We start from the raw sequence: 23419 nt of genomic DNA on the forward strand, positions 1-23419 counted from the left end.
CACCGACCGTTAGCGGTCCCAGCACCTTGCCGGGCTGACCCTGTAAAGCATCAGGTCGGACGCGACTGTCAAGCATCAGGCGGGACACGACGCCGCCGGCCGGCTGTCGGCGTGTCGGGTCTCAGGACCTCCGTGACAGATCAGTCTCGGGACGTGCGTGACAAGGTGTGGCTAGATCGGCGCCTACTGGCAGCCGTGGGACAGGGTGGAGACGGCCAGGAGGTTGTGCGGGTCAAACCCGGTCGTCCAGGGCTGGCCTGCCTCGGTGCGGACCTCGATCTCGTGGTCGCTCAAGAACCGAGCGGTATCGAAGGTGTCCTCGGGAGGAAGCCCATCGAACGACGTTTCGAAGCATGCGAGGTCCTGGTCGGCTTCCCGGCTCCACAGCCCGGCCCGTGACCGGATCCGCAAGATGTCGAAACCAGCCATCCACTGGCGGTAGCGCAGCAGGACCACCTCGAATGAGCCACCTGGGGAGACGGCTACAACCTCGGTATTCCCATACGGCTCCGTGCCGTCAAGGCCGTAGACCGACGGCCCTGGGAGAAATTTGAGGCCACTACAGGGCGCGACCAACGCCAAGACGGTCGCAACCACGGCCAACAGCCGCGCCAGCGCCGGCCGCAGCACGAGCCATGCCGCAACGCCGAGCAGCACCGGTGCGGCGAACAGCACGAGCGCCACGACTGACGACCGACCGAACGGCATCAGGTGTACGTAGTGCCAAGGATTGTGCCGGGCCACGAGCACGGCTGACACCGCAACGACGGCCAGGCCGGTGAGCACGATGGCCGTCACGCGCCGACCGACGAGGTTCATCGGTCGCTGCTCGATTACCCGCCCATCGTGGTTCATTGCCGAGGCCCCAGCCACCCCAAACCGTGTCCCTCGCTAGTCCGGCACGCCATCGGTCAAATGCCGGTGCCTGAGGTTAGATGAGAACGCAGCAACATGGTCAGGGGCTCCATGGTGCGGCTTGCTTGGTCGGAATCGACCGGCCGCCACGGCCTGGTCGTAGCAGCCGACGCCTACGGGGTACTCGCTCAGAGTGCCCGACAGCCGATGCCGGGCTGCCCATGCGAGTCCGTCAGCCTGAGACTCAAACACGCCGGACGCGAATCGCGCATTCGAGCCGTGAAAGACCCACACCGTGGAAATCGCTGCGCCGCGCGGGTCAGGGCTGGCAGGTGTCTGCACGGCCAGAGTATGCCGGGCAGAGTCAGTCGGTGTGCGGCCCGGTACCGGCCGACCGGATCACAGCGGGGTTGCTGTCGACAGCAACGGCGACAGCAATTGGGCGGGACGAGAACAGCCCGCAGCGGCCGGGCATGACGGTCGCACCGAGGTCGCAGACGCGGGCGGACCCCGCCGGACAGCTCGCCTAGAACCTACGACACGTCCGGCTGGACGATCATGTTGTGTTCGGGCAAGCTACGGCCGTGGAGCAGTCGGCATGGACTGAGGTGTCCGCGGCCCCGTACCCGGTTGAGGTGCTGCCTGTCGATCCTGTTCGTGCGGAAGCCTGCCTGGCGGCGCTGGGGATCACGACTCGTTCGTGGCTCGGTGCGGTCGTCGCCAACACGGGAGGGCTGCTGGTGGACCATGGTTGGTTGCGCGTCCTCGGTAGCGGCCACCACGGGCTTCCTGATGTGGCAAGCGAGTCGGACCCGGCGGGCCCCTGGGTCGTCGTCGGTCACGACGTCATGGGCGGCCAGTACGTGTGGGTGCCGGCACAGCCTGGCGGGAAGCCGACGGTCCATTACTTTGGTCCGGACGATCTCGAGTGGCCGGACCTCGATCAGGGGTACGCCGACTGGCTGTATGCGGTCCTTGCTGGTTCGCTGACCCAGTTCTACGACACCCTGCGATGGTCCGGGTGGGAAGCGGAAGTCGACGCACTGGCCGCCGACCAGGGACTCAGCGCATGGCCGCCACCGTGGTCGGAGGAGGGGAAGGATCTTTCCGCCGTGTCCCGGAAGGCGGTTCCACTGCCGCAGCTCATGGCGTACTACCAAGACACCGCACGCCAACTAGGGTCCAGCGAAGAGCGTTAGCGACGCCCACCCGACTGGGTGGCCGACCGGGTGCCGGTCCCTCCACACCGGCTCAGACGGCGGCGAGCAGCGCGTCGAGCGGTTGCGGCAGGGCGTCCCGGGCAACCGCCGCCTCGACGAGCCGGCGCGCGTAGCGCAGGTTACGGCGCGAGCTGCTGCGCAGGAACCGCCACATCTGTGCCTCCGGCTCACGGCCGCGCCAGGCCGGCTGGCTCTGGAACGAGCGGAACGCTCGGAGGTCACCCTGCGCGTCGAAGAGCGCCTCGACCCGAGCGGTTCCCAGGGCGCGGATCAGCTGCTCCTCCAGGTCGTTGACGCAGACGAAGCACCCGACGTGCTCGATGTCCGTGCGCGTACGGCCGAGCCGGGTCAGGTCCAGTCCCCGCCGGAAGATCGTCTCTTCACGCAGGTCGCACAGGCCGGCGAGGCGCACGGTGGGGCGCGTGGGAGCCAACGTCGTCACGAAGCGGCCGACCGCGTGCGCCCCGCCGATCGGGACGATCACGACCCGTTCCACCTCGAGGTCCCGGCCCTGGCAGGCTGCCGCCGTCTCCAGTGCGATCTGGTCGCTGATGCCCTCGACGAGCACCACGGCCGCGGCGGACTCGACCTTCGCCAGGGCCTGGGCGGTCGCCCGGAGCGAGGCCGCGTTGCCCCCCAGCCGGCCGTCGACCGCCCCGGCGGTCGGCCCGTCGGCTCGCGGGATCGTGGCCATGGCCGCAATCATCGGCGACGCGCCCGTCGACCGGCCAGGGATTAACCACCGACCGGGCGAGCCGCGCTGCGGAAGGTACGCCGGTAGGCGTCCGGCGGCACCCCCACGGTGCGGTTGAAGTGCCGGCGCAGCGTGGTGGCGGTTCCCATGCCGGCGGCCCGCGCGATGGCGTCGATGCTGTCGTCGGTGTTCTCCAGCAACTCCTGGGCTCGCCGGATCCGCTGCGTCGCCAGCCAGTGCAGCGGGGTGCCGCCGGTTGCCGCCTTGAACTGGCGGGCCAGGTTGCGTGAGCTCATGTTCGCCCGGCGGGCCAGGTCCTCCACGGTCAGCGGGCGGTCCAGCCGCTCCATCGCCCAGGGGAGCAGGTCGCCGAGAGGATGGTCGTCCCGGGCGGGCACCGGGGTGGTGACGAACTGGGCCTGGCCTCCGGCGCGGTGCGGAGGCACGACCAGGCGGCGGGCGACGGCGTTGGCGACCGCCGACCCGTGGTCACGTCGGATCAGGTGCAGGCACAGGTCGATCGCGGCCGCCTTGCCGGCGGAGGCGAGCACGTTGCCGTTGTCGACGTAGAGCACGTCCGGGTCGACCCGTACCCGTGGATAGCGGGCGGCCAGCGCGTCGGTGTGTGCCCAGTGCGTGGTCGCGCGCAGCCCGTCCAGCACTCCGGCTGCCGCCAGCACGAACGCACCGGTGCAGAGCGAGACCAGTCGGGCGCCCGCCTGGTGGGCCGCGCGGACGGCGTCGAGCAGGTCGGCTGGCACGTCGGCGTCGACGTCTTCCACGGCCGGGATGAGGACGGTGTCGGCGCGGGCGAGCCGGTCCAGCCCGTCGTCGGGCTGCACGCCGAACCGGCCGACCCGGACCGGGCGCGAACCGCAGACCACGACGTCGTACCACGGATCGGCCAGACCGGTCGGATCGCGGACGAAGACCTCGCAGGCCAGGGCGAACTCGAGGTGCAGCATCCCGTCGGTTGCGGCGATCGCGACAGTGGCCATGTCCGAAACTCTACGGGGCATGGCGTTCCAGACACTGGCCCGGACCGGCCGCTGTCGAGAGGATCTCCTCAGTCGATCTTTTCGAGACGCAGGAGGAACCGGGGATGAGTTCGGGACAGACCGTGGCGGTGTTCGGCGCGTACGGGCACACCGGGCGGTTCGTGGTCACGGAGTTACGCGATCGTGGGTTCGTCCCGCTGCTCCTCGGCCGTGACGCGGGCAAGCTCGAGGCGCTTGCCGCGTCGCATCCTGGGCTCGAACACCGGGTGGCGTCGGTCGACGACCCGGCCGCCCTCGACCGGGCGTTGGCGGGCGCGGCCACGGTCGTCAACTGCGCCGGGCCGTTCGCCTCGACCGCCGCCCCCGTGATCGAGGCCGCCCTGCGCGCCGGGATCCCGTACGTGGACGTGGCGGCCGAGATCGAGGCCAACGTCGACACGTTCACGCGGTACAGCGACCGCGCGCGGGCGGCGGGCACCGCGGTGGTCCCGGCGATGGCGTTCTTCGGCGGTCTCGGTGACCTGCTGGTGACGACGGCGATGGGCGACTGGGCGGCGGCTGACGAGGCGCACGTCGCGTACGGGCTGAGCAGTTGGCACCCCACGGCCGGGACCCTCGCCTCCGGCACCGTCTCACGGCAACGGCGCGACGGTCGACGTGTGCGCTACACCGGCGGCCGGCTGGAGTACTGCGGGGGCGACCTGCCGACCCTGGAGTGGGACTTCCCCGCCCCGATCGGCCGGCGGGCCGTCCTCGGCGAGTTCACCATGGCCGACGTCGTCACCGTTCCCAGCCACCTGCCCATCCCCGAGGTGCGCACGTACATGACGGCCGACGCGGCCCGGGACCTGGCCACGCCGGACGCGCCCGCACCGGTCGCGGTGGACGCGCGCGGTCGGTCCGACCAGACGTTCCTGGTCGACGTCGTCGTGCGTTCCGGCGGCGCGCAACGCCGTGTGGTCGCTCGCGGCCAGGACATCTACGCGATCAGCGCGCCGCTGGCGGTCGAGGCGGTCCAGCGCGTTCTCGACGGTCGGACGAGGACGAGCGGCGTCGCCTCCGCCGGTGAGATCTTCGACGCGCCCGATTTCCTGCGGGCCCTGTCCGCCCACATCTCGCTCGGCCCGTGCCAGGAGTCCCGCGTACCGCAGTCGGCCTGACCTCCATCCGCGCCCACCTCGCGGCGGCGGCTCGGCAGTAGGATCTCCACCATGTTGGACGGTGCGGTGCTGCTGTGGGTGCACGGGGGCGGGTGGCATTCGCGGGACATCACCGACGTGTCGCTCTTCGCCGATCTGGGACTGCGGGTGGTGCACGCCCGCTACCGGCTGAGCGGCGAGGCGACCTGGCCGGCGCAGCTCGACGACGTACGGGCCGCGGCGCGGGCCGCCCGGGCACCCGGCCGGCCGCTCCTGATCGCCGGTGATTCCGCCGGTGCCCATCTCGCGCTGCACGTGGGGCTCCGCGGGGTGGACGCTCCCGGCGACGTGACCGGGGTGGTCGCCCTGGAACCGCCGGTCGACCCGCTCGCCGCGGACTGGCCGCGCGGCCGCAGCGAGGGGAACCCGTGGCACCAGCTGCTCGGGCACCGGCCGGCGCCGGGCGACCCGGCCACCCTCGACTGCACCGTCACCACCCACGTCGGCAACGGCACACCCGTGCTGCTCGTCCACGGGCTCGACGACGCGGCGGTCCCGGCCACGCAGTCCCTGGATCTCGCCACCGCGCTGATCGGTGCCGGGCACCGGGTGCACGTGACGGTGACCGACGGCGAGCACGGCGCCCTGGATCTGCGCCGTCCTGACCTGGCTGCTGCCGTCGGCCGGTTCCTGGCCCAGGTGACGGCCACCGCGCCGGCCCGGTGAGCCGCCCGATGTCACCTGCGGCCCGCATACTCGCGGCATGGCGGTGCGCGTACCCGAAAGGCTGACTCCCCGGCTGCGGGCGGAGGGGGCGCGGCGCGGTCGCGCGGGGCGGGGTCGCCGGTTGCGCCGCTGCCCGCCGGGCGGCGGCGTGAGGAGGGGGAGCGGGGCGTGAGTTACGCCGAGATCGACGGGCGGCAGGTCTGGTACGAGCGGCACGGCGGCGGCCGGCCGCTGGTGCTGCTGCACGGCGGTTTCGGGTCGACGGAGATGTTCGGCCCGCTCCGGCCGGCCCTGGCCGCGCGCCGCCAGGTGGTCGCGGTGGACCTGCAGGGCCACGGCCGCACACCGGACGTCGACCGTCCACTGCGGTACGAGTCGCTGGCCGACGACGTCGCCGCGTTGGCCGCCCATCTCGACCTGGCCGAGGTGGACGTGCTCGGTTACTCGCTCGGCGGCGGGGTGGCGCTGCGTGCCGCGATCCAGCATCCCGGGCTGGTGGGCCGGCTGGTGGTGGTCTCCGCGCCGTGCCGCCGGCAGGGCTGGTACCCGGAGGTGCTCGCCGCGATGTCCGGCCACGACGAGGCGGCCGGCGAGCGGATGCGGGGCACGCCGACGCACCAGCGTTACGCCCGCGTCGCGCCCCGGCCCGGGGACTGGCCCCGGCTGTGGGCGAAGTCCGGTGAGCTGCTGCGGCGTGAGTACGACTGGTCGGCGGAGGTGGCCGCCCTCACCGTGCCCACGCTGCTGGTGTTCGCCGACGCGGATTCGGTGACCACGAGGCACATGGTGGAGTTCTTCGGGCTGCTCGGTGGCGGGCACCGGGACGCCGGGTGGGACGGGAGCGACCGGCCGGCCGCGCGGCTGGCGGTGCTGCCCGGCCTCACCCACCACGACATCCTGGCGTCCCCGGCGTTGCCGGCGGCGGTCCTGCCGTTCCTCACCCACCCCACGCACCCGCCGGGCTGACCGCCGGAGGTCAACCGAGGCGGCTCGCCACCCAGGGCAGCAGCGCCTCGCCCTGGGCGCGCTGGAACGCGCGGACGGTGGGGATGCCGGGCGGGGGTGGCCGCCGGGCGCCGTCGAGGAAGAAGCCGGCGAGACCGGCGTAGAAGCCGGTGAGCGTGTCGCGGTCGACGTCGGCGGTGACCGGCAGCCGGCGCAGCAGGGCGTCGGTGTCGTGCCCGCCGTGCAGCCGGACATTCACCAGTAGCAGGGCGGTGTCCAACCAGGCCGGCCCCCGGCAGGCCCACGGCCAGTCGACGACGGTGACGGTGCCGGCCGGGTCGACGAGCAGGTTGTCGGCGCGGATGTCGACGTGGCAGAGGGTGTCGCCGTCGAGCGCGGCGAGAGCCCGCCCGGCCGCGTCGACGAGGTCGGTGAGGTGGGCCGCCGCCCACGGGTCGAGGTCCGGCGGCGGGTCGGCGGCGATCCGCTGCCAGCCCGCGAGGTCGTACGCCAGGTGCTCGGCGGCGTTCGGCACGTGGGGCACCGGGTTCGGGGTGAGAGCGGCGGCCAGCTCGGCGAGCGTCGCCAGTACGCGGGTCAGCTCCGCGCCGCGCCACGGTGTGGCCGGGTGCCGTCCGTCCACGTCGGTCAGCACCATAGCCACCCACTCGCCGTCGTCGTGCAGGCCGAGCAGCCGCGGCGTCGGGGCGTACGGCGGGAGGGCGGCCGTGTTGCGCGCCTCCGTGCGGTGCAGGCGCACGCTGTCGGCGTTCTGCGCCGGGCTGACCGCCTTGACGAACGCCCGCGCACCGCCGGCGGTGCGGACCCGGTCGGCGGTGCCCGGCGAGTACCCGCCGGGCTGCGAAACCGCCTCGACCACCCGGTCGCCGAGGATGTCCTCCACGGCGGACCGGACGTGCTCGGGCAGGTCGGCCCAGCCGATCCGGGTCGTGGTGCGCGCGTTCACCGGTCCACCGTGGTGGACGCCCGGGCCGGCCGGCAATCGGATTAGCCGGCCTCGTCGGTGGCCGGGCGCGTGTAGTGCAGGATGACCACTCCGCTGGCCAGGGGCCGGGTCTCCGCCAGCGTGAACCGCCGGGGGTCGAAGTCGCGGGCGGCGAGCGGTACGCCGCTGCCGATCACGACCGGGTTGAGCTTGACGATCAGCTCGTCGACCTCGGGCAGGAGCTGGCCGGCGAGGTCGCCGCCGCCGCAGAGCCAGATGTCGCGACCGGGCTCGCGCTTGAGCGCCCGGACGAACTCGACCGGATCACCGGAGACGATCTGCACCTCCGGGTCGGGCGCTGGCGGCAGCGTCCGGGTGAAGACGTACTGCTTGAGGTGCGCGTACGGGCTGGTGACGCCGATCTTCAGGGCCGGGTCGTAGGTGGCCCGGCCCATCACGAGGGCGTCGAAGCGGCCCTCGGGACGGTCGATGCCGAACTGCGGGTGGGTGAAGGTGGGGAGCGTCTGCGGCCAGTGCGTCGCGATGTGCTCGGCCACGTCGGGTTCGAGCCCGAAGAAGTCCGGCGAGCCGTCCGGGGCGGCGATGAAGCCGTCGATGGTGCTGGCCACGTAGTACACGAGCTTGCGCAAGGATCTCCTCAATCACTACTGCTGTTGTGGTCAACGGAAACTACAGCACCTGTCGTGGTTTGGCTAGAGTGTTGGCCGTGGCGAGGAACGAGGCACGGCGGGCGGCGCTGGCGGACGCCGGGTTGCGGGTGCTGGCGGCGACCGGCGCGCGGGGGCTCACCCACCGCGCGGTCGACGCGGAGGCGGGCGTCCCCGTCGGCACCGCGTCCAACTACTTCCGCTCCCGCGACGCCCTGCTCGGCGCCCTCGGCGAACGGATCATGCAGCGGTTCGCCCCGGACGAGGCGGTCCTCGCGGAGTTGGGCGCCCGGAAGCCGTCAGTGGAGCTGCTCACCGACTACCTGCGCTACATCGTCGAACGCACCACCCGGCAGCCGGACCTGACCCGGGCCCTGATCGAGCTGCGCCTGGAGGCGGTCCGCCGCCCCGACCTGGCCCGGATCCTCGGCGACACGCTGCGCCGGGGCTACCGCGACGACCTGGCCTTCCACGCCGCCTCCGGGCTTCCCGGCGGGGCGTTCGAGATCGCCCTGCTGCACTACGCCGTCGACGGGCTGCTACTGGACCTGCTCACCACCGGGATCGACGCCGGTTTCGACCCGGACGAGGTGGTCGCGGCCTTCGTCACCCGACTGGTTCCGCCGGCACCCGCGCGCTGACCGGTGCCGGAGGAGGACTGTTCCCCGGCGTACCGGGAAACCCGCCCGGGACGCACCTGGGGAGGAGCGACGGATGACGCGTGGCGCCGGTTTGACCATCGGTGTGCTCGGCTCGTACGGCGGTCGCAACCTCGGTGACGAGGCGATCCTCACCGGCCTCCTGGCCGATCTGCGCGAGCAGGAGCCGAACGCCCGGATCATCGTCTTCTCGCGGAACCCGGAACACACCCGCGTGGCGCACCCCGAGGTCGAGGCGGTGCCCTGGGAGGGGGTGAGCCGCAGCGACTCGTCCCTGGTGCTCGCGCAACTCGACCTGCTCATCCTCGGCGGCGGCGGGATCCTCTACGACCGGGAGGCACGCCGTTACCTGCGAGTGGTCCGGGTGGCCCAGGAGCGCGGCCTGCCGCTGCTCACGTACGCGGTGGGGGTCGGCCCGCTCAGCGAGACGGTGGACACCGGGATGGTGCGCGAGACCCTCGCCGGCGCGACCCAGGTGACGGTGCGCGACCAGGAGTCCCGGATGCTCCTGGAGGAGGCGGGCCTGCTCAACCCGATCACGGTCACCGCCGACCCGGCGTTCCTGCTCGAACCGGAGGACTTTCCCGCGCACCTGCTGCGCGAGGAGGGGGTGCCGGCCGGCAAGCGGCTGGTCGGCATGAGCGTCCGCGAGCCGGGGCGGGCCGCCGAACGGCTCGACGTCGACGGCTACCACCGGCTGCTGGCCCAGATCGGCGACTTCCTCGTGCACCGGATCGACGCGTACGTCCTGTTCGTTCCGATGGAGCGGGACGACATCCGGCACTCGCACGGCGTGCTGTCCCACATGATCGCCGCCGAGCGGGGGCGGATTCTGCACGGCACCTACTCGCCCCAGCAGGTGCTCGGCCTGATGCGGCACTTCGACCTGGCGGTCGGCATGCGGCTGCACTTTCTGATCTTCGCCGCGATGGTGGGCACCCCGTTCCTGCCCCTGCCGTACGCCGGCAAGGTCTTCGACCTGGCCCAGCGGCTCGGCGTGCCGGCGCTGCGCGGCGTGGAGCGGGAGGTCGAGGGCCCGTTGCTGGCCGAGGTCGACCGGCTCTGGGACGAGCGGGAGCAGCGCGCCGAGGCCACCGCACGGCGGGTGGCCGACGTGTGCGAGGAGGCCCGGGGCACCTCCCAGGTCACCCGGGCGGTGCTGGAGAGCCTGCGGGCCCAGTCGATGATCCGCGTCGGGGCGTGAGCCCGGTCAGACCGCCGGGCCCCGCCAGCAGTAGCGCCACCGCCCGGCCTCGGCCCCCACCGTCTCCAGCTCGTAGATCTCCGCCTCGGCGAGCCCACCCTCGCCGAGGTGGTGGTGCGTCAGCGGGGGGCGGCCGTTCGGGTCCAGCTCGACGGTGACGGTCTGCCCGTCGGCCGCGCCACCGACGAGGGGGATCTCCACGGTTGATGCCATGCGCCCATCCTGCCCTTCGTGGGGCACCCCCGCAGCGGAAGCGTCGGCGCGCCGCCCGGGGTGGGCTCAGGCGGGCGGCGGAAGCAGCCCGGGCGGGTACTCCATGCCGTCCCGGGTGCAGGCGGCCGCCGCCACCCGGGCCGCGTACGCCGCCGCGTCGGCCAGGGTCGCGCCGCGCAGGCGGGCGGCGACGAGGCCCGCCGCGAAGGCGTCGCCGGCGCCGTTGGTGTCGACGACCGGCGCGGGCGGCTCCGCCGCGGGCACCCGGACCGGCGCGCCGCCGGACGGGTGCACGTCGGCGCCGTCCCCGCCCCGGGTGACCACGACCGTGCGCGGCGCGAGACCGGCGGCCAGCGCGCCCGCCCGGTCGCCGAGCCGCACCCCGCTGACGAAGACCAGGTCGGCGGCGTCGGCGAAGGGCCGGTGGTACGGGTTCGCGCCGTCCCAGTCGTGCAGATCCGTGGAGAGCGTGACGCCCGCGCCGCACGCCGCCCGGATGGCGGGCAGCAGATCACGGGCCCAGTCCATGATCGACACGTGGACGTGCGCCGCGCCCCGGACGAGCGTGGGCAGGTCCGGGAACGGCGTGGGACCCCGCCAGGGCCGGGGATCGTAGAGCGAGCTGCGTCGCCCCGCCGGGTCGACCAGGTTCACCGACCGGCGGGTGCCGGCCGGCGCGTCGGCCAGCACCGCCCGCACCCCGCTCCGGGCCAGCGCGGCCCGGACCACGTCCCCGGCCGGGTCGGCGCCGAGCACGTCCACCACGGTCACCCGGAGGCCGAGCGCGTGCGCGGCCAGCGCCACCCCCGCGCCGGTGTTGCCGATCCGCAGGTCGATCGGGTCGACGGTCACCGAGTCGACGTCGGGCAGCGGGAGCGCCGGGACGCGGACCCGCACGTCCACCCCGAGGCCGCCGATCACGAGCAGGTCGTCCACGGCGGCGACGATAGCCGGTGGCCACCGCCCGCCGCCCGGCCCGGTCCGGGCGGGCCTATCCTGGGCCGGGGCTTCGACGAGGGGGAGCGCGTGCTGGTCATCCACGGGTCGTGGCGTCCCGGCACCGGTCTCGCCGTCTGGGCCGAGGACACCGCGCTCCCGCCCCGGGCCCCACGCCGGCCCGGACGGGCGCCCCGGGAGCGCCCCCACCCGTTCGCCGCCGACCACGCGGCGCTCGCCGCCGCCCTGGCCGAGCTCGCCGAACCGACCGCGCCCGGCACGGCCCTGCTCACCCTGCCCACCCGGGGCGGCTCGCCGCTGGACTCGCCGGAACTGGTCCGCACCGAGCCGGTCGACCCGGTCCGCGGTCCGGTTACCCTGGCCGGCTGGCGCGTCCCCGTCCTGGGGTACGCACCGGACGCCGCCCTGCCGCTGTTGCGCCGGCTCGCCGAGGCAGCCGCCGTTCCCGGCGCCACCCTGCGGCACCTGGCCGAGCTGGCCGACTTCGCCGTCGACCTGGCCGCCCGTGGCCGGGTCCTGCCCGGCGTCCTGGCCCCGGCCGGGCGGGCGGTCGACGCCCGGGCCGTCTGGCGACCCCTGCTCACCGGAACGGATGCCGCGTGGGCGCGTTCCCTCGCGCTGGCCCTGCCCCCCGCCGCCCGGGCCGCGGTCGAGGTCCGGCTCGATCCGCCCGATGCCGCCGGCCCGCCGGAACCGCCCGATGCCGTCAGGGCGGGCACGGCCGGCCCGGGCACCGCGTGGGTCGGTGAGCCGCGGGACGGTGCGCCGCCGGAGCCGGGTGACCTGGTCACCGACGCGCTGGACGCGCTCGCCGACGCCGCCGTGCGCGCCATGCTCGCCGACACCGCCCTCGCCCGGGGCGTACGCCCGGCGGGTGCGGTGCCGGCGTGGCTGGCGGCCCTCACCGGACCGCGCCGCGACTTCACCGCCGACCCGGCGGCCCTGGAGACCCTCCGGTGCGAGCTGGACGCCTGGCAGCGCGACGCGGCCGGCGGGGCGATCCGGGCCAGCTTCCGTCTGGTCGAGCCCCTCCTGGACGAGATCACCGAGCCGGTCACCGTCGTGCCGTTCGACGCCACGACGGACGGGCGGTGGCGGGTCGAGTTCGGCCTCCAGCCGGCCGACCAACCGGGCCTGCACGTCGACGCCGGGCGGATCTGGCACGAGCCGACGACGGTGGCCGGGCTGGACGCACCGCAGGAGACGCTGCTGGCCGAGCTGGGGCGGGCCAGCCGGCTCTGGCCGGAGCTGGACGTGGCCCTGCGTACGGCCGCGCCGGAGTCGCTGGACCTGGACGCCGAGGGCGCGCACCGGTTCCTCCGGGAGGGCGCGCCGGTGCTGCACGCGGCCGGGTTCGCGGTGCTGCTGCCGTCCTGGTGGCGGCGTCCCTCGGCGCGGCTCGGCGCCCGCCTGCAGGCCCGGAGCCGGACCGCGCCGGGCACCGTGGCCGGGGCCGGCGGCGGGGTCGGGCTCGACTCCCTTGTCGACTACCGCTGGGAGGTGTCCCTCGGCGACCAGCCGCTGACCGCCGACGAGCTGGCCTCGCTCGCCGCGCTGAAGTCGCCGCTGGTCCGCATGCGCGGCCGCTGGGTGGAGCTGGACCCGAAGCGCCTCGCCGCCGGCCTGCGGTTGCTCCGCTCGGCCGGCGAGCTGACCGTCGGCGACCTGCTGCGACTCGGCCTGTCCGACACCGCGGCGGACGCGCTGCCCGTACTCGAGGTGAGCGCCGACGGCGCCCTCGGCGACCTGCTCGCCGGTGCGGTCGAGCGGCGGCTCACCCCGCTGGACGCCCCACCGTCGTTCCACGGCGCCCTGCGCCCGTACCAGCGGCGGGGACTGGCCTGGCTGGCGTTCCTCCAGTCGCTGGGGCTGGGCGGGGTGCTCGCCGACGACATGGGTCTCGGCAAGACGGTGCAGCTGCTCGCCCTGCTCGCGGCCGACCCGCCGGAAGCCGGCCCGACGCTGCTGGTCTGTCCGATGTCGCTGGTCGGCAACTGGCAGCGGGAGGCCGCGAGGTTCACCCCCGGTCTGCGGGTCCACGTGCACCACGGCGCGGAGCGGGCGCGGGGGGAGGCGTTCACCGAGGCCGTGCACGCGGCCGACCTGGTCCTCACCACGTACACGGTGGCCGCGCGCGACGCGGTGGACCTGGCCGGAATCGACTGGCACCGGGTGGTGGTGGACGAGGCGCAGGCCATCAAGAACGCCTCGACGCGCCAGGCCGAGGCGGTCCGCGCGCTGCCCGCCCGGCACCGGATCGCGGTGACCGGCACTCCGGTGGAGAACCGGCTCGCCGACCTGTGGTCGATCATGCAGTTCGCCAACCCGGGCCTGCTCGGCCCGGCCGCGACGTTCAAGAAGCGGTACGCCGAGCCGATCGAGCGGCACGGCGACGCGGAGGCGGCCGAGCGGCTGCGCCGGATCACCGGCCCGTTCGTGCTGCGCCGGCTCAAGACCGACTCGTCGATCATCTCGGACCTGCCGGAGAAGCTGGAGATGGAGGTGGTCTGCAACCTCACCGCCGAGCAGGCCGCGCTCTACCGGGCGGTGGTCGACGACATGCTGGCCCGGATCGAGTCGAGCGACGGCATCGAGCGGCGCGGGCTCGTGCTGGCCGCCATGACCCGGCTCAAGCAGGTCTGCAACCACCCGGCGCACCTGCTGCGGGACGGCTCCGCGCTGGACGGGCGCTCCGGCAAGCTGGCCCGGCTGGAGGAGATCCTCGAGGAGGTCCTCGCGGCGGGTGAGAAGGCCCTGCTCTTCACCCAGTACGCCGAGTTCGGCGGCATGCTGCGCGGCCACCTGTCGGCGCGGTTCGGCCGGGAGGCCCTGTTCCTGCACGGCGGCGTCGGCAAGGCCGACCGGGACGCGATGGTCACCCGGTTCCAGGCACCGGACGGCCCGGCGCTGTTCCTGCTCTCGCTCAAGGCGGGTGGCACCGGGCTCACCCTGACCGCCGCCAACCACGTCGTGCACGTCGACCGCTGGTGGAACCCGGCGGTGGAGGACCAGGCCACCGACCGGGCGTTCCGGATCGGCCAGCGGCGGCGCGTGCAGGTCCGCAAGTTCGTCTGCGCCGGCACGGTGGAGGAGAAGGTGGCGGCGCTGATCGCCGACAAGCGCCGGCTCGCGTCGACGGTCGTCGGAACCGGCGAGCAGTGGGTCACCGAGCTGTCCACGGCGCAGCTGCGCGACCTGTTCCGGCTGGAGGCGGGGGCGGTGGTCGAGTGAGCCCGCGTACCACCGGAAGTGACGCGCCACGCCGCGACGCCGGGCGGTTCGCCGACTACGGCCCACCGCGGCGGGTGGAGGGCGGGCTGCGGGCCCGCAGCACCCGCGGCGCCATCGGCCGGTCCTGGTGGTCCCGGCGCTTCCTGGAGGTGCTGGAGTCCTTCGCGCTCGGCACCCGGCTCACCCGGGGGCGTTCGTACGCGCGGGCCGGGCAGGTGCTCCGCCTGGACGTGGCGCCGGGCGAGGTGACCGCCGCCGTGCAGGGTTCCCGGTCCCGGCCGTACGACGTGCGGATCACGCTGCCGGCCTTCCCGTCGGCGCTCTGGACCCGGGTCGAGGAGGAGCTGGCCGCGCAGGCGTTCTTCAGCGCCCGCCTGCTCGCCGGGGACCTGCCCGCCGAGCTGGAGGAGCTGTTCGCCGCCACCGGTGCCCCGCTGTTCCCGGCCGGCGTCGCCGAGCTGGGCCAGCGGTGCAGCTGCCCCGACGTCGCCGTGCCGTGCAAGCATCTCGCGGCGACCTTCTACCTGCTCGCCGAGGCGTTCGACGCCGACCCGTTCGCCCTGCTGCACTGGCGGGGCCGCAGCCGCGACGAGCTGCTCGACCGGCTGCGCGAGCTGCGCGGCACCGCTGCCCCCGCGTCGGCCGCGCGGTCCGTCCCGGACGGCGCGCGTACCACTGTGGAGGCTCCAGCGGCGGGAGCCGCGCGGGCGGTCACCGGCCTGCCACCGGCCCCCCTGGCGGACGCCGTGGACCGGTTCTGGTCTCCGCCCGTGCCGTTGCCCGACCGACCGCCCACGCTGGCGACCGGAACGGACCTGGTGCTGCGGCAACTGGGCGCGCCCGCCCCGGCCATCGGCGGCCCGGGACTTGTGGAACGGCTGCGCCGGGCGTACCGGCGGCTCGGCGACCGGAACGCCGACAACCCCTGACCGGCCGCCGGCGGAAGGATCCGCGGGCCCGGCTCACAGCCAACGGCGACGGAACCGCCACATGACCGCGGCGTTGGCCACCAGGACAACCGCGCAGATCGCACCGGCCAGCCGCCCGGCGAGCACGGTCGTGGCCGGAAGCGCCGCCCACAGCAGGATCGTCAACAGCATCAGCCAGCGGCCGCGACGACCCCGCGCCCGGTTGTCGAGCCGAGCGAAGAACGCCGGGTCGCTTTCCCGGAGATTACGGGTGATCTGCTCGAACCTGCGCTGATCCTCTTTGCTGAGCATGTGCCTTCCCCTCACGTGTTCAGCGGTTCGGCGGCATACCCGCTGGGGCGGCGACTCACGCTCTCCTGCTGCTGCCACTTTGCCTTCCGACACCTGGCACGGCGCCGTCCGGGGCGTACCGGCGCCTTGAGGACCGGCTTATCCGATCCTTAAGTTTGCCTGTGGCGTTGAACGGTGCGATAAGCGTCGCGTGGTCCGGAAACGTTACGTGCGTGCCGGGTCCCGGCACGTCCGCCCTGCTCGGGGCCGTCTGTCCGGAGCGGCGCGGTGCGGCCGGCGCGGCGCGTGCGCTGAGGACTGCCTTAAGTGCCGTTCGGGGCGTCCCCGGGCCTGCTTGAAGGCCTCTCACCCCTTGGTTACCTTCCCGTACCAACCCCCGCACGCATCAGCCGCCGCACCCGTATCCCGCCCGGTCACGGACGTCGCGGCGTAGCAGGAACGGATTGGTACATGGCCAACCAGAATGTGCCACCACATCGACCGTGGGACGACCGCGGATGGGACGGGCGACCCCACCCCGACGCGTACCACGAGCAGTACCGGCCCACCCCGTACGCCTACGACGCCCCCCAGTCGCCGGCTCCGCAGGGCCCGCAGTGGGTCGGCCCGGCCGGGTTCGGCACGACCGCCCCGGCCCCGGCCGGTGGACGACTGCCCAACCTGGACGACGACGGCGACGAGCCGGGCCCGAAGTTGGGCCGCCGCAAGGCGCTCGCCGCGTTCGGCGGCACCGCCGCCGTGTTCGCCGGCGGCGCGCTGGCGATGTCGCCCCAGGTCCGGGGTCTCTTCGGCGACGACGTGGTGGCCGGTGACGCCACCGGAACCGAGGTGACCGACGGCACCGCCGCGCGGCCCAGCGGGCAGCAGCCGAGCACCGTCCGCACCTACACCGAGCAGAACGAGAGCTACATGGGCTCCCGCGCCGGTGAGGCGCTGAAGAAGAACAACCCGGCCGGCGGCCGGGTCTTCTCCGGCCCGGCCGCCGCCGCGGCGGAGACCAAGGTGACCGTCAAGACGGTCCTCGCCAAGGAGCCGGTCCTGCACCTGGCCCGGCGGGCCACCTTCGGGGCCACCCCGAAGGTGCTCGCCGACATCAAGGAGCAGGGCATCGACGCCTGGCTGCGCCGGCAGCTCGACCCGGACAAGATCGCGCCGACGAAGGCCGAGCTGAGGCTCGCCGAACTGCCCACCCTGAAGCTCAGCACCGAGCAGCTCCGCGAACAGCGCGACCAGCTCAACGAGCGGGGCGCCCAGCCGGAGCGGGAGATGGTGGACGCCACCATCGCCCGGCAGATCTGGTCGGACCGTCAGCTGTACGAGGTGATGGTCGACTTCTGGAACGACTTCCTGCACGTGGCGGCCGACTTCGACGGCGGCGAGGTGTACCGCAACTCGTTCGACCGCGACGTGGTCCGCAAGCACGCCCTCGGCAGTTACCCGGAGATGCTGCTGGCCGCGAACAAGCACCCGGCGCTGCTGCTCTACCTCAACCAGAACGAGTCCCGCGCCGACGCGGTCAACGAGAACCTGGCCCGGGAGAACCTGGAGCTGTACTCGGTCGGCGTCGACGGCGGCTACACCGAGAAGGACGTGCGGCAGGCGGCGCTGCTGCAGACCGGCCGGGGCGTCCAGGACGGCAAGTACGTCTTCCGCGCGCAGCGGCACTACGTCGGCAGGGTGAAGATCCTCGGCTTCACGCACGCCAACAACTCGAACGACCCGAAGAAGGCCGAGGCGGCGATCGACGCGTACCTGACGTACATCGCGCTGCACCCGTCGACGGCCAAGTACGTGGCGCAGAGTCTCGCCACCCGGTTCGTCTCGGACACCCCGCCGAAGTCCCTCGTGGACCGGTTGGCGAAGACCTACCTCGCCAACAAGGGACTGGTCAAGCCGCTGCTGATGACGCTGTTCAGCTCCTCGGAGTTCTGGGCCGCCGTGGGGCAGAAGGTCCGCCGCCCGATGGAGTACCTGGTGGCGACGTACCGCGCGCTCGGCGTCTCGCCGGACGCGGCGCCGGGCCACGACAACGGCGACAACCGGCGCACCCCGTTCGGGCGCGGCCTGCGGCAGATCCACGACAAGATGCGCGAGCTGGGTCAGTACCCGATGGGCCAGCCCACGCCGGACGGCTACCCGGACGTCTACGTGGCGTGGACCTCGGCCGGCACGATGGTCAACGGCTGGAACGAGGCCGGTGAGCTGCTGGCCGCCCGTCGTACCGTCTTCACGTTCACCAAGCCGGAGAAGCTGGTCGCCCGGCCGCCGGCCACCGCCGGCGCGTACGTGGACGCGCTCGCCGTACGGCTGGTGGGCCAGAAGCTGAGCGCCAAGGAGAAGGCGTTGATCCTCGGCATCGCCGGCGTGTCGGCCGGTGCCCGGGTGGACGCGACGTTCAACGGGGCCGCCGCCGCCGTCGCGCGGGCGATCCTCGCTTCCCCCCAGCACCACCTCCGGTGAGGCCTCCGATGGAGAAGACTGTGTACTCGTACCCTCTGCACCCCGAATGCCCCGACGTGCGGCGGCTGGCCGACAACCCGGCCGAGGCACTGCTGCGGGCGGAGGCCGACGTCGTCGCGGCCGAGAACGCCGCCGAGCGGGACCGCTACCGCCGCCTGGAGGAGCTGGAGGAGGCCCAGCAGGACGGCCGTGGCGTCACCCGGCGGACCTTCGTCGCCGGCGCCGCAGCCACCGCCACCGCCCTGGCCACTGCCCAGTTCGTCACCACGTCGGCGTCCTTCGCGGCGACCAAGACCGGCACGCTGATCCACGTCTTCCTCTACGGCGGGCTGGACGGGCTGAGCCTGGTCGCGCCGGCCGACGACCCGGTGCTCGCCAAGGCCCGCCCCGACCTGCTGCTCGCCGACGATTCCCTGGCCGTCGGCCGGGGCTTCAAGCTGACCAGCGCCTTCAAGCCGCTGGAGCCGTGGCTGCGCTCGGGCAACCTCGGCTTCATCCCGGGCGTCTCCGACGAGCGGCTGTCCCGCAGCCACTTCCAGGCCGCGGACGCCTGCAACCTCGGCGGGCTGCCCGGCGAGACCGGTGGCCGGGGCTGGCTGGACAGCCTGGTCGACGCGCTCGGCAAAGGCACTGCCTTCCGCAGCGTCGGCATCGGCAGCACCCTGCCGCGGTCACTGGTCGGCACCAACGGCGCGCTGTCGCTGAACAGCGTCGGCTCGCTGCGGCTCAACGGCGAGGAGAAGTACCGGGCGGCCACCGAGAAGGCGATCCGCGGCTTGTTCACCGGGATCAACCACCCGGTCGAGGAGGCGGTCCAGGACGGCCTCGGCGCGCTGGCCACGGCGCAGCGGCTCGCCGCGAAGCCGTACCAGCCGGCGGAGGGCGTCGAGTACCGCGGCGTCGGGCGGGCCTTCCAGCAGCTCGCCCAGCTGATCAAGGGCGGGGCCAACGTCCGGGTCGCGACCGTCGGCATGGGCGGGTACGACACCCACGAGAACCAGGGCACCCGGGACGGTGGCCAGCTGCACCGGCGGCTGAACGAACTCGCCTCGGCGATGGCCGCGTTCTTCACCGACCTGGGGGACCAGGCCGACGACGTGACGATCATGGTGTCCAGCGAGTTCGGCCGACGCGTCGCCTCCAACGGCGGCGGCACCGACCACGGGCACGGCGGGGTCATCACCGTCCTGTCCGGCCGCAAGCTCGCCGGCTCCCTGCTCGGCACCTGGAACGGGTTGAACCAGCTCGACTCCGGCGACGTACCCGAGTACAACAACATGTTCAACGTCTACGGGTCCGTGGCGCAGGGGCGGTTCGGGCTCACCAACGCGGAGGTGGCGAAGATCTTCCCGCGGATGAAGTACGCCCCGATGAAGTTGTACACGTGACGTACCCCCGTACCCACGCCACCGGCCGCCGGACCGCGACGACACCGTCGCGTGCCGGCGGCCGGCCGGCTGCCGGCGGACACCCGCCGGTGCCGCCGCGGCGCGGGCCCGGCGGCCGGCGGCTGCTGGTGGCGCTGCTCGCGCTGGGCCTGCTCGCCAGTGTGCTGCCCTGGTGGCTGGACACCCCCGCGGGTTCTCTGAAGACCACCGCCGCGACCGTGACCGCCGCCGGCCGGATCACCGGTCTGGTCGCCGGCTACCTGCTGCTGGTGCAGGTGCTGATGATGAGCCGGCTACCGGTGCTGGAACGCTGGATCGGCGGCGAGCAGCTCGCCCGGTGGCACCGGGACGTGGGCGCCACGTTGCTGGTGGCCGTGCTCGCGCACGCCGCGCTGATCCTGGTCGGCTACGCCGATCTGGAGGGCAACCCCGTCCTGACCGAGGCGGGCGTGCTGCTGCGCGACTACGAGGACATGGTGTCGGCGTTCGCCGCCGCCGGGCTCCTGGTGCTGATCGGCTTCACCAGCGTCCGGGCGATCCGGCGGGTGCTGCCGTACGAGCTGTGGCACTTCCTGCACCTCGCCAGCTACCTCGCGCTGCTGCTCGGCTTCGGTCACCAGTTCAGCAACGGCGCCCAGCTCTTCCGGCCCGGCCCGGTCCGCACCCTGTGGATCGCGATGTACGTGCTCGTCGTCGCCGCGCTGCTCTGGGGCCGGGTGGTCGCGCCGTTGGCGTTCAACCTGCGGCACCGCCTCCGGGTGGCCGACGTGGTGGCGGAGAGCCCGGACACCATCTCGATCTACCTGACCGGCGAGCGGCTGGGCGAACTCGACCTGCTCGGCGGGCAGTTCTTCCGCTGGCGCTTCCTCACCCGGGGCTGCTGGTGGCAGTCCCACCCGTTCTCCGTCTCGGCCGCCGCCAACGACCGCTGGCTGCGGCTCACCGTCAAGGTGGTCGGCGCGCACACCCGGGACCTGCGCGACCTCGATCCGGGCACCCGGGTCTGGGCCGAGGGACCGTCGGGCACCTTCACCGCGGCCCACCGCGTCCGGGACCGGGCGCTGCTGATCGCCGGCGGCAGCGGCATCACCCCGATCCGGGCCATGCTGGAGGAGCTGCCGCCCGGTTCCGCGCTCATCTACCGGGCGCGCACACCCGCCGACGTGCTGCTGCACCGCGAGCTGGACTGGCTGGCCCAGGCCCGGGACGTGCGGATCTGGTACGTGATCGGCTCCCGGCACGACCCCGGCCCGCGCGAGGTGCTCAGCCCGGACGGGCTGCGCCGGCTGGTCCCCGATCTCGCCGGCCGGGACGTCTACCTGTGCGGGCCACCCGGCCTGGTCGCGCAGTCGCTGGCCGCGCTGCGCCGGGCCGGCGTTCCCCGCCGGCAGGTCCACCTCGCCACCTTCGAGCTGTAGGAAGGCATCTGATGCGTCGCGCCCTGCTCGCGATCACCGGCCTGGCGGCCAGCACCACCGCGCTGGTGGTGCTCAAGAGCGCGCCGGGCGCCAGCCAGGTCGCCCAGGACCTGCCCGCCGAGGCGCAGCCGGCGGTACCGGGCGGCGCCGCGCCCGCCGGTGCGGAGACGTCCGCGGCGCCGTCCGCGTCCGCCGCCGCGCCGAAGCCGAGCCGCAGCGCCGCCCGGGCGCCGGCGACCCGCCCGAGCCCGACCTCCGGCGCCCGGACGCCGTCGGCCCGCAAGACGAGCAGCAAGCCGGCCCAGCCGACCACGCGGACCGTGACCGGCCCGGTGGTGGAGAACGAGTACGGCAACGTGCAGGTCCAGATCACATTGTCCGGCTCGCGCATAGTCGACGCGGTCGCGCTCGAACTGCCGGAGGACACCGCCCAGTCCGACCAGCGCAGCCGCCAGGTCGACGACACGTACAGCGGCACCTCGGGGCTGGTGGTGGAGCTGCAGGGCGCGGACCTGGACACGGTGTCCGGGGCGACCGCGACCAGCACCGCGTACCGGCAGTCGTTGCAGGCCGCGCTCGACCGGGCGAGCTAGGCCCGTGCCGACGTCACCCGCGGCGACCCGACCCGGCCTGCGCCGCGTCGAGCAGGTCATGGGTACGGCGATCAGCCTCGACCTCGCCGACGACCTGCCCCGGGACGAGCTGGACCGGCTGGCCGACGAGACGTTCCGCTGGCTGCGGGAGGTGGACGCGCGGTTCAGTACCTACCGGGACGACAGCGAGGTGTGCCGCTTCGGTCGCGGCGAGCTGCTGCTGTCGGAGGCGTCGGCGGACCTGCGGCTGGTGCTGGAGCGCTGCGCCGACCTGTGGGCCGCCACCGACGGATTCTTCGACGCGTACGCCACCGGCGGGTTCGACCCGTCCGGGTACGTCAAGGGCTGGGCCGCGCAGGTCGCCTCGGACCGGCTGCTCGCCGCCGGTGCGGCCAACCACTGCCTGAACGCGGGCGGCGACGTGCGGGTCCGGGGCCGCGCGGCCTCCGGACGGCCGTGGCGGATCGGCGTCCGGCACCCGTGGAACCCGATGGCCACCTGCCTGGTGCTCGCCGGCACCGACCTCGCGGTGGCCACGTCCGGGGTGTACGAACGGGGCCACCACGTGTTCGACCCGCGTCGCGGCGCGCCGGCCCGGGGACTGCGCTCGGTCACCGTGGTCGGCACCGACCTCGGCGTGGCCGACGCGTACGCCACCGCCGCGGTCGCGATGGGCGCCGCCGGCCGGTCCTGGCTCGACCGACTGCCGGACCACCCGCACGCCGTCGTCACCGACGACGCCCGCCTCCTGCACTCGACGAACCTGCCCCTCGCCTAGCGGGTCGGGCGGTGGGTGCCGGCGGGGCGGGAACCGGTCGGGCGGGGGCGGCCGGGCCGGGAGCCCGCCGGTCGGGTGCCCGCCCAGCGGTGCCGAGGGTGGTGGCGGGGCGGCTCGGCGCCGCACGGCTCGCGCGTGGTGTCGTCGGTGGACATGGGACAACCCCCGATCGTGGCGCCTCCGCGCCGTCGGGTGTTCAACGACCGGGACCGGCCCGACGTCGCTGCCCGGCTGGTCAGCGGCCCCGGCGGGGCAGTGGCAGGTGCCCGGGGAGCAGGTCCGCGACGAGCGTCACCCCGCTGGCCCGTAACTCGCCGATCAGGGTGTTCTGCAGCAGGTACGAGTCGGGTAGCTGCCAGCGCGCCTGCTCGGGCGCGACCACCCAGCGGACGGTGCCCTCGGGCAGCCGGGTGGGCGGCGCCGGGATCCACGAGCCCGGGCCGTGGCGTACCACGTGGAAGCAGTGGTCGAGTTCGGGTCGCAGCGGGTCGCCGGGCCGGACCAGGAACATCCACCGTCCGGTGGGGGTGGCCAGGACCGGTCCGCGCACGGCCAGTCCCGCCGGGTGGTTCCGGACCGCGGCGAGCACCTGCCGTCCGATGTGGGTGGGCACCTCCAGCACGTCGAACGCCCGGCCGGTGGGCAGCAGCACGCCGTGCGGGCGGGCGTGCCACCACGTGGCCACCCGGGCCGGGTCGGCGCTCGCGGCGCGCTCCCAGTCCTCCAGAGCCGGGTGGCAGCCGACGGTGGGGCAGCCGGCCCGCCCGCAGACGAAGCGGCTGCGGGCCAGGCAGGCGCCGGGGGTCACCTCCCAGCCGTGCAGCGCGTAGCGTACGGCCACCCGGCGCAGCCGTACCCGTTCCAGGTGCGACAGCTGAGCGACGCGCGGTCCGACATTCCCCCACATGTGTGCCATCTCCCCTCGCCGGACCCTGGGCTGCGTCGATGTCCTAGGTAGAGCACCGTCACTGCCGTAACCCGCGATCGTTGAGTTGACGAACGGCTGATGCAACTTGCACGAAAACTACGAGGATCGGCCGTACGGCTGACGCACACGCTGTGCGACCAGCGAAAACCTGAACAGCAGCGCCGCGCCCGCGGAGGGAC

General features: G+C 73.9%; 23 protein-coding genes. 13 read left to right on the forward strand and 10 right to left on the reverse strand.

The features are described from left to right. Positions 1 to 183 precede the first annotated feature (183 nt). Together ABTW87_RS04995 and ABTW87_RS30185 are read right to left on the reverse strand one after the other, a co-directional pair. The gene (locus tag ABTW87_RS04995; RefSeq protein WP_350648616.1) at positions 184 to 819 is read right to left on the reverse strand and encodes a hypothetical protein; all 636 of its coding nucleotides are present in this window, start codon (positions 817 to 819) and stop codon (positions 184 to 186) included. Between the two features lie 72 nt (positions 820 to 891). After that, positions 892 to 1197, reverse strand: coding sequence for a DUF7710 domain-containing protein (locus ABTW87_RS30185; protein WP_502891526.1), 306 nt, complete (start codon positions 1195 to 1197; stop codon positions 892 to 894). A gap of 242 nt (positions 1198 to 1439) precedes the next feature. Here ABTW87_RS30185 and ABTW87_RS05000 point away from each other — a divergent pair, with 242 nt between their 5' ends. Beyond that, positions 1440 to 2054, forward strand: coding sequence for a DUF2625 family protein (locus ABTW87_RS05000; protein ID WP_350648618.1), 615 nt, complete (start codon positions 1440 to 1442; stop codon positions 2052 to 2054). 52 nt (positions 2055 to 2106) lie between these two features. Here ABTW87_RS05000 and ABTW87_RS05005 read toward each other — a convergent pair whose 3' ends face one another. Beyond that, positions 2107 to 2769, reverse strand: a complete 663-nt coding sequence (locus ABTW87_RS05005) for a TOPRIM nucleotidyl transferase/hydrolase domain-containing protein (protein WP_350648619.1) — start codon at positions 2767 to 2769, stop codon at positions 2107 to 2109. 41 nt (positions 2770 to 2810) lie between these two features. After that, positions 2811 to 3767, reverse strand: a complete 957-nt coding sequence (locus ABTW87_RS05010) for a helix-turn-helix domain-containing protein (RefSeq protein ID WP_350648621.1) — start codon at positions 3765 to 3767, stop codon at positions 2811 to 2813. A gap of 104 nt (positions 3768 to 3871) precedes the next feature. Between ABTW87_RS05010 and ABTW87_RS05015 the strand changes: the two genes are divergently transcribed. The 3 genes from ABTW87_RS05015 (at position 3872) to ABTW87_RS05025 (ending at position 6598) form a co-directional block, all read left to right on the forward strand. Further along, positions 3872 to 4927, forward strand: a complete 1056-nt coding sequence (locus ABTW87_RS05015) for a saccharopine dehydrogenase family protein (RefSeq protein ID WP_350648622.1) — start codon at positions 3872 to 3874, stop codon at positions 4925 to 4927. A 51-nt stretch (positions 4928 to 4978) separates the two neighbouring features. Then, positions 4979 to 5632, forward strand: coding sequence for an alpha/beta hydrolase (locus tag ABTW87_RS05020; RefSeq protein WP_350648623.1), 654 nt, complete (start codon positions 4979 to 4981; stop codon positions 5630 to 5632). 168 nt (positions 5633 to 5800) lie between these two features. Continuing rightward, positions 5801 to 6598 carry an alpha/beta fold hydrolase gene (locus ABTW87_RS05025; protein WP_350648625.1) on the forward strand — a complete coding sequence of 266 codons (798 nt, stop codon included), beginning with the start codon at positions 5801 to 5803 and terminating at the stop codon, positions 6596 to 6598. A 10-nt stretch (positions 6599 to 6608) separates the two neighbouring features. On the opposite strand, the gene ABTW87_RS05030 is transcribed toward ABTW87_RS05025, so the two are convergent. Continuing rightward, positions 6609 to 7544, reverse strand: coding sequence for a phosphotransferase (locus ABTW87_RS05030; protein ID WP_350648626.1), 936 nt, complete (start codon positions 7542 to 7544; stop codon positions 6609 to 6611). A gap of 41 nt (positions 7545 to 7585) precedes the next feature. Next, entirely contained in the window at positions 7586 to 8173 is a 588-nt protein-coding gene (locus ABTW87_RS05035; protein WP_350648628.1) for a dihydrofolate reductase family protein, read from the reverse strand. A 77-nt stretch (positions 8174 to 8250) separates the two neighbouring features. Between ABTW87_RS05035 and ABTW87_RS05040 the strand changes: the two genes are divergently transcribed. After that, complete coding sequence (locus ABTW87_RS05040; protein WP_350648630.1) at positions 8251 to 8832, forward strand: TetR/AcrR family transcriptional regulator; 582 nt, start codon at positions 8251 to 8253, stop codon at positions 8830 to 8832. 73 nt (positions 8833 to 8905) lie between these two features. Next, a complete protein-coding gene (locus tag ABTW87_RS05045) occupies positions 8906 to 10054 on the forward strand; it encodes a polysaccharide pyruvyl transferase family protein (protein ID WP_350648632.1) in 1149 nt (382 codons plus the stop codon). 6 nt (positions 10055 to 10060) lie between these two features. On the opposite strand, the gene ABTW87_RS05050 is transcribed toward ABTW87_RS05045, so the two are convergent. Then, positions 10061 to 10267 (reverse strand): DUF8847 domain-containing protein, encoded by a 207-nt coding sequence (locus tag ABTW87_RS05050; protein WP_350648633.1) that lies wholly within the window; start codon positions 10265 to 10267, stop codon positions 10061 to 10063. A gap of 66 nt (positions 10268 to 10333) precedes the next feature. Then, positions 10334 to 11203: a carbohydrate kinase family protein gene (locus tag ABTW87_RS05055; RefSeq protein WP_350648635.1), complete on the reverse strand. Its 870-nt coding sequence runs from the start codon at positions 11201 to 11203 to the stop codon at positions 10334 to 10336. A 90-nt stretch (positions 11204 to 11293) separates the two neighbouring features. Between ABTW87_RS05055 and ABTW87_RS05060 the strand changes: the two genes are divergently transcribed. Next, positions 11294 to 14455 carry an SNF2-related protein gene (locus ABTW87_RS05060; RefSeq protein ID WP_350648637.1) on the forward strand — a complete coding sequence of 1054 codons (3162 nt, stop codon included), beginning with the start codon at positions 11294 to 11296 and terminating at the stop codon, positions 14453 to 14455. Next, on the forward strand, positions 14452 to 15384 hold the full coding sequence (locus tag ABTW87_RS05065) for an SWIM zinc finger family protein (RefSeq protein WP_350648639.1): 933 nt from the start codon (positions 14452 to 14454) through the stop codon (positions 15382 to 15384). The genes ABTW87_RS05060 and ABTW87_RS05065 overlap by 4 nt, the downstream gene beginning before the upstream one ends. A gap of 33 nt (positions 15385 to 15417) precedes the next feature. Here the strand turns inward: ABTW87_RS05065 and ABTW87_RS05070 are convergent, their stop codons facing one another. Continuing rightward, positions 15418 to 15675, reverse strand: a complete 258-nt coding sequence (locus tag ABTW87_RS05070; protein WP_350648640.1) for a DUF3040 domain-containing protein — start codon at positions 15673 to 15675, stop codon at positions 15418 to 15420. 450 nt (positions 15676 to 16125) lie between these two features. Between ABTW87_RS05070 and ABTW87_RS05075 the strand changes: the two genes are divergently transcribed. From ABTW87_RS05075 to ABTW87_RS05095, 5 genes are read left to right on the forward strand one after another with little or no spacing between them, the layout of a single operon-like run. Next, a complete protein-coding gene (locus ABTW87_RS05075) occupies positions 16126 to 18135 on the forward strand; it encodes a DUF1800 domain-containing protein (protein WP_350648642.1) in 2010 nt (669 codons plus the stop codon). 20 nt (positions 18136 to 18155) lie between these two features. After that, positions 18156 to 19523 carry a DUF1501 domain-containing protein gene (locus ABTW87_RS05080; RefSeq protein WP_350648644.1) on the forward strand — a complete coding sequence of 456 codons (1368 nt, stop codon included), beginning with the start codon at positions 18156 to 18158 and terminating at the stop codon, positions 19521 to 19523. Further along, positions 19520 to 20941: a ferredoxin reductase family protein gene (locus ABTW87_RS05085; protein ID WP_350648646.1), complete on the forward strand. Its 1422-nt coding sequence runs from the start codon at positions 19520 to 19522 to the stop codon at positions 20939 to 20941. Before ABTW87_RS05080 ends, ABTW87_RS05085 begins: the two co-directional genes overlap by 4 nt. Before the next feature lie 11 nt (positions 20942 to 20952). Then, positions 20953 to 21534: an FMN-binding protein gene (locus ABTW87_RS05090; protein ID WP_350648648.1), complete on the forward strand. Its 582-nt coding sequence runs from the start codon at positions 20953 to 20955 to the stop codon at positions 21532 to 21534. A gap of 58 nt (positions 21535 to 21592) precedes the next feature. Then, positions 21593 to 22312: an FAD:protein FMN transferase gene (locus ABTW87_RS05095; RefSeq protein ID WP_350648980.1), complete on the forward strand. Its 720-nt coding sequence runs from the start codon at positions 21593 to 21595 to the stop codon at positions 22310 to 22312. A 235-nt stretch (positions 22313 to 22547) separates the two neighbouring features. Here ABTW87_RS05095 and ABTW87_RS05100 read toward each other — a convergent pair whose 3' ends face one another. Continuing rightward, the gene (locus tag ABTW87_RS05100) at positions 22548 to 23228 is read right to left on the reverse strand and encodes a bifunctional DNA primase/polymerase (RefSeq protein ID WP_350648649.1); all 681 of its coding nucleotides are present in this window, start codon (positions 23226 to 23228) and stop codon (positions 22548 to 22550) included. Between the last annotated feature and the right edge of the window lie 191 nt (positions 23229 to 23419).

Source organism: Micromonospora sp. NPDC126480 (assembly GCF_040302465.1).
In the GTDB taxonomy this organism is placed as follows: domain Bacteria; phylum Actinomycetota; class Actinomycetes; order Mycobacteriales; family Micromonosporaceae; genus Micromonospora.

Coding starts and splice junctions, on each gene's coding strand:
- ABTW87_RS04995 (WP_350648616.1), bottom strand. CDS start 819: ATGAACCTCGTCGGTCGGCGCGTGACGGCCATCGTGCTCACCGGCCTG.
- ABTW87_RS05005 (WP_350648619.1), bottom strand. CDS start 2,769: ATGGCCACGATCCCGCGAGCCGACGGGCCGACCGCCGGGGCGGTCGAC.
- ABTW87_RS05010 (WP_350648621.1), bottom strand. CDS start 3,767: ATGGCCACTGTCGCGATCGCCGCAACCGACGGGATGCTGCACCTCGAG.
- ABTW87_RS05015 (WP_350648622.1), top strand. CDS start 3,872: ATGAGTTCGGGACAGACCGTGGCGGTGTTCGGCGCGTACGGGCACACC.
- ABTW87_RS05020 (WP_350648623.1), top strand. CDS start 4,979: ATGTTGGACGGTGCGGTGCTGCTGTGGGTGCACGGGGGCGGGTGGCAT.
- ABTW87_RS05045 (WP_350648632.1), top strand. CDS start 8,906: ATGACGCGTGGCGCCGGTTTGACCATCGGTGTGCTCGGCTCGTACGGC.
- ABTW87_RS05050 (WP_350648633.1), bottom strand. CDS start 10,267: ATGGCATCAACCGTGGAGATCCCCCTCGTCGGTGGCGCGGCCGACGGG.
- ABTW87_RS05070 (WP_350648640.1), bottom strand. CDS start 15,675: ATGCTCAGCAAAGAGGATCAGCGCAGGTTCGAGCAGATCACCCGTAAT.
- ABTW87_RS05075 (WP_350648642.1), top strand. CDS start 16,126: ATGGCCAACCAGAATGTGCCACCACATCGACCGTGGGACGACCGCGGA.
- ABTW87_RS05090 (WP_350648648.1), top strand. CDS start 20,953: ATGCGTCGCGCCCTGCTCGCGATCACCGGCCTGGCGGCCAGCACCACC.
- ABTW87_RS05095 (WP_350648980.1), top strand. CDS start 21,593: ATGGGTACGGCGATCAGCCTCGACCTCGCCGACGACCTGCCCCGGGAC.
- ABTW87_RS05100 (WP_350648649.1), bottom strand. CDS start 23,228: ATGGCACACATGTGGGGGAATGTCGGACCGCGCGTCGCTCAGCTGTCG.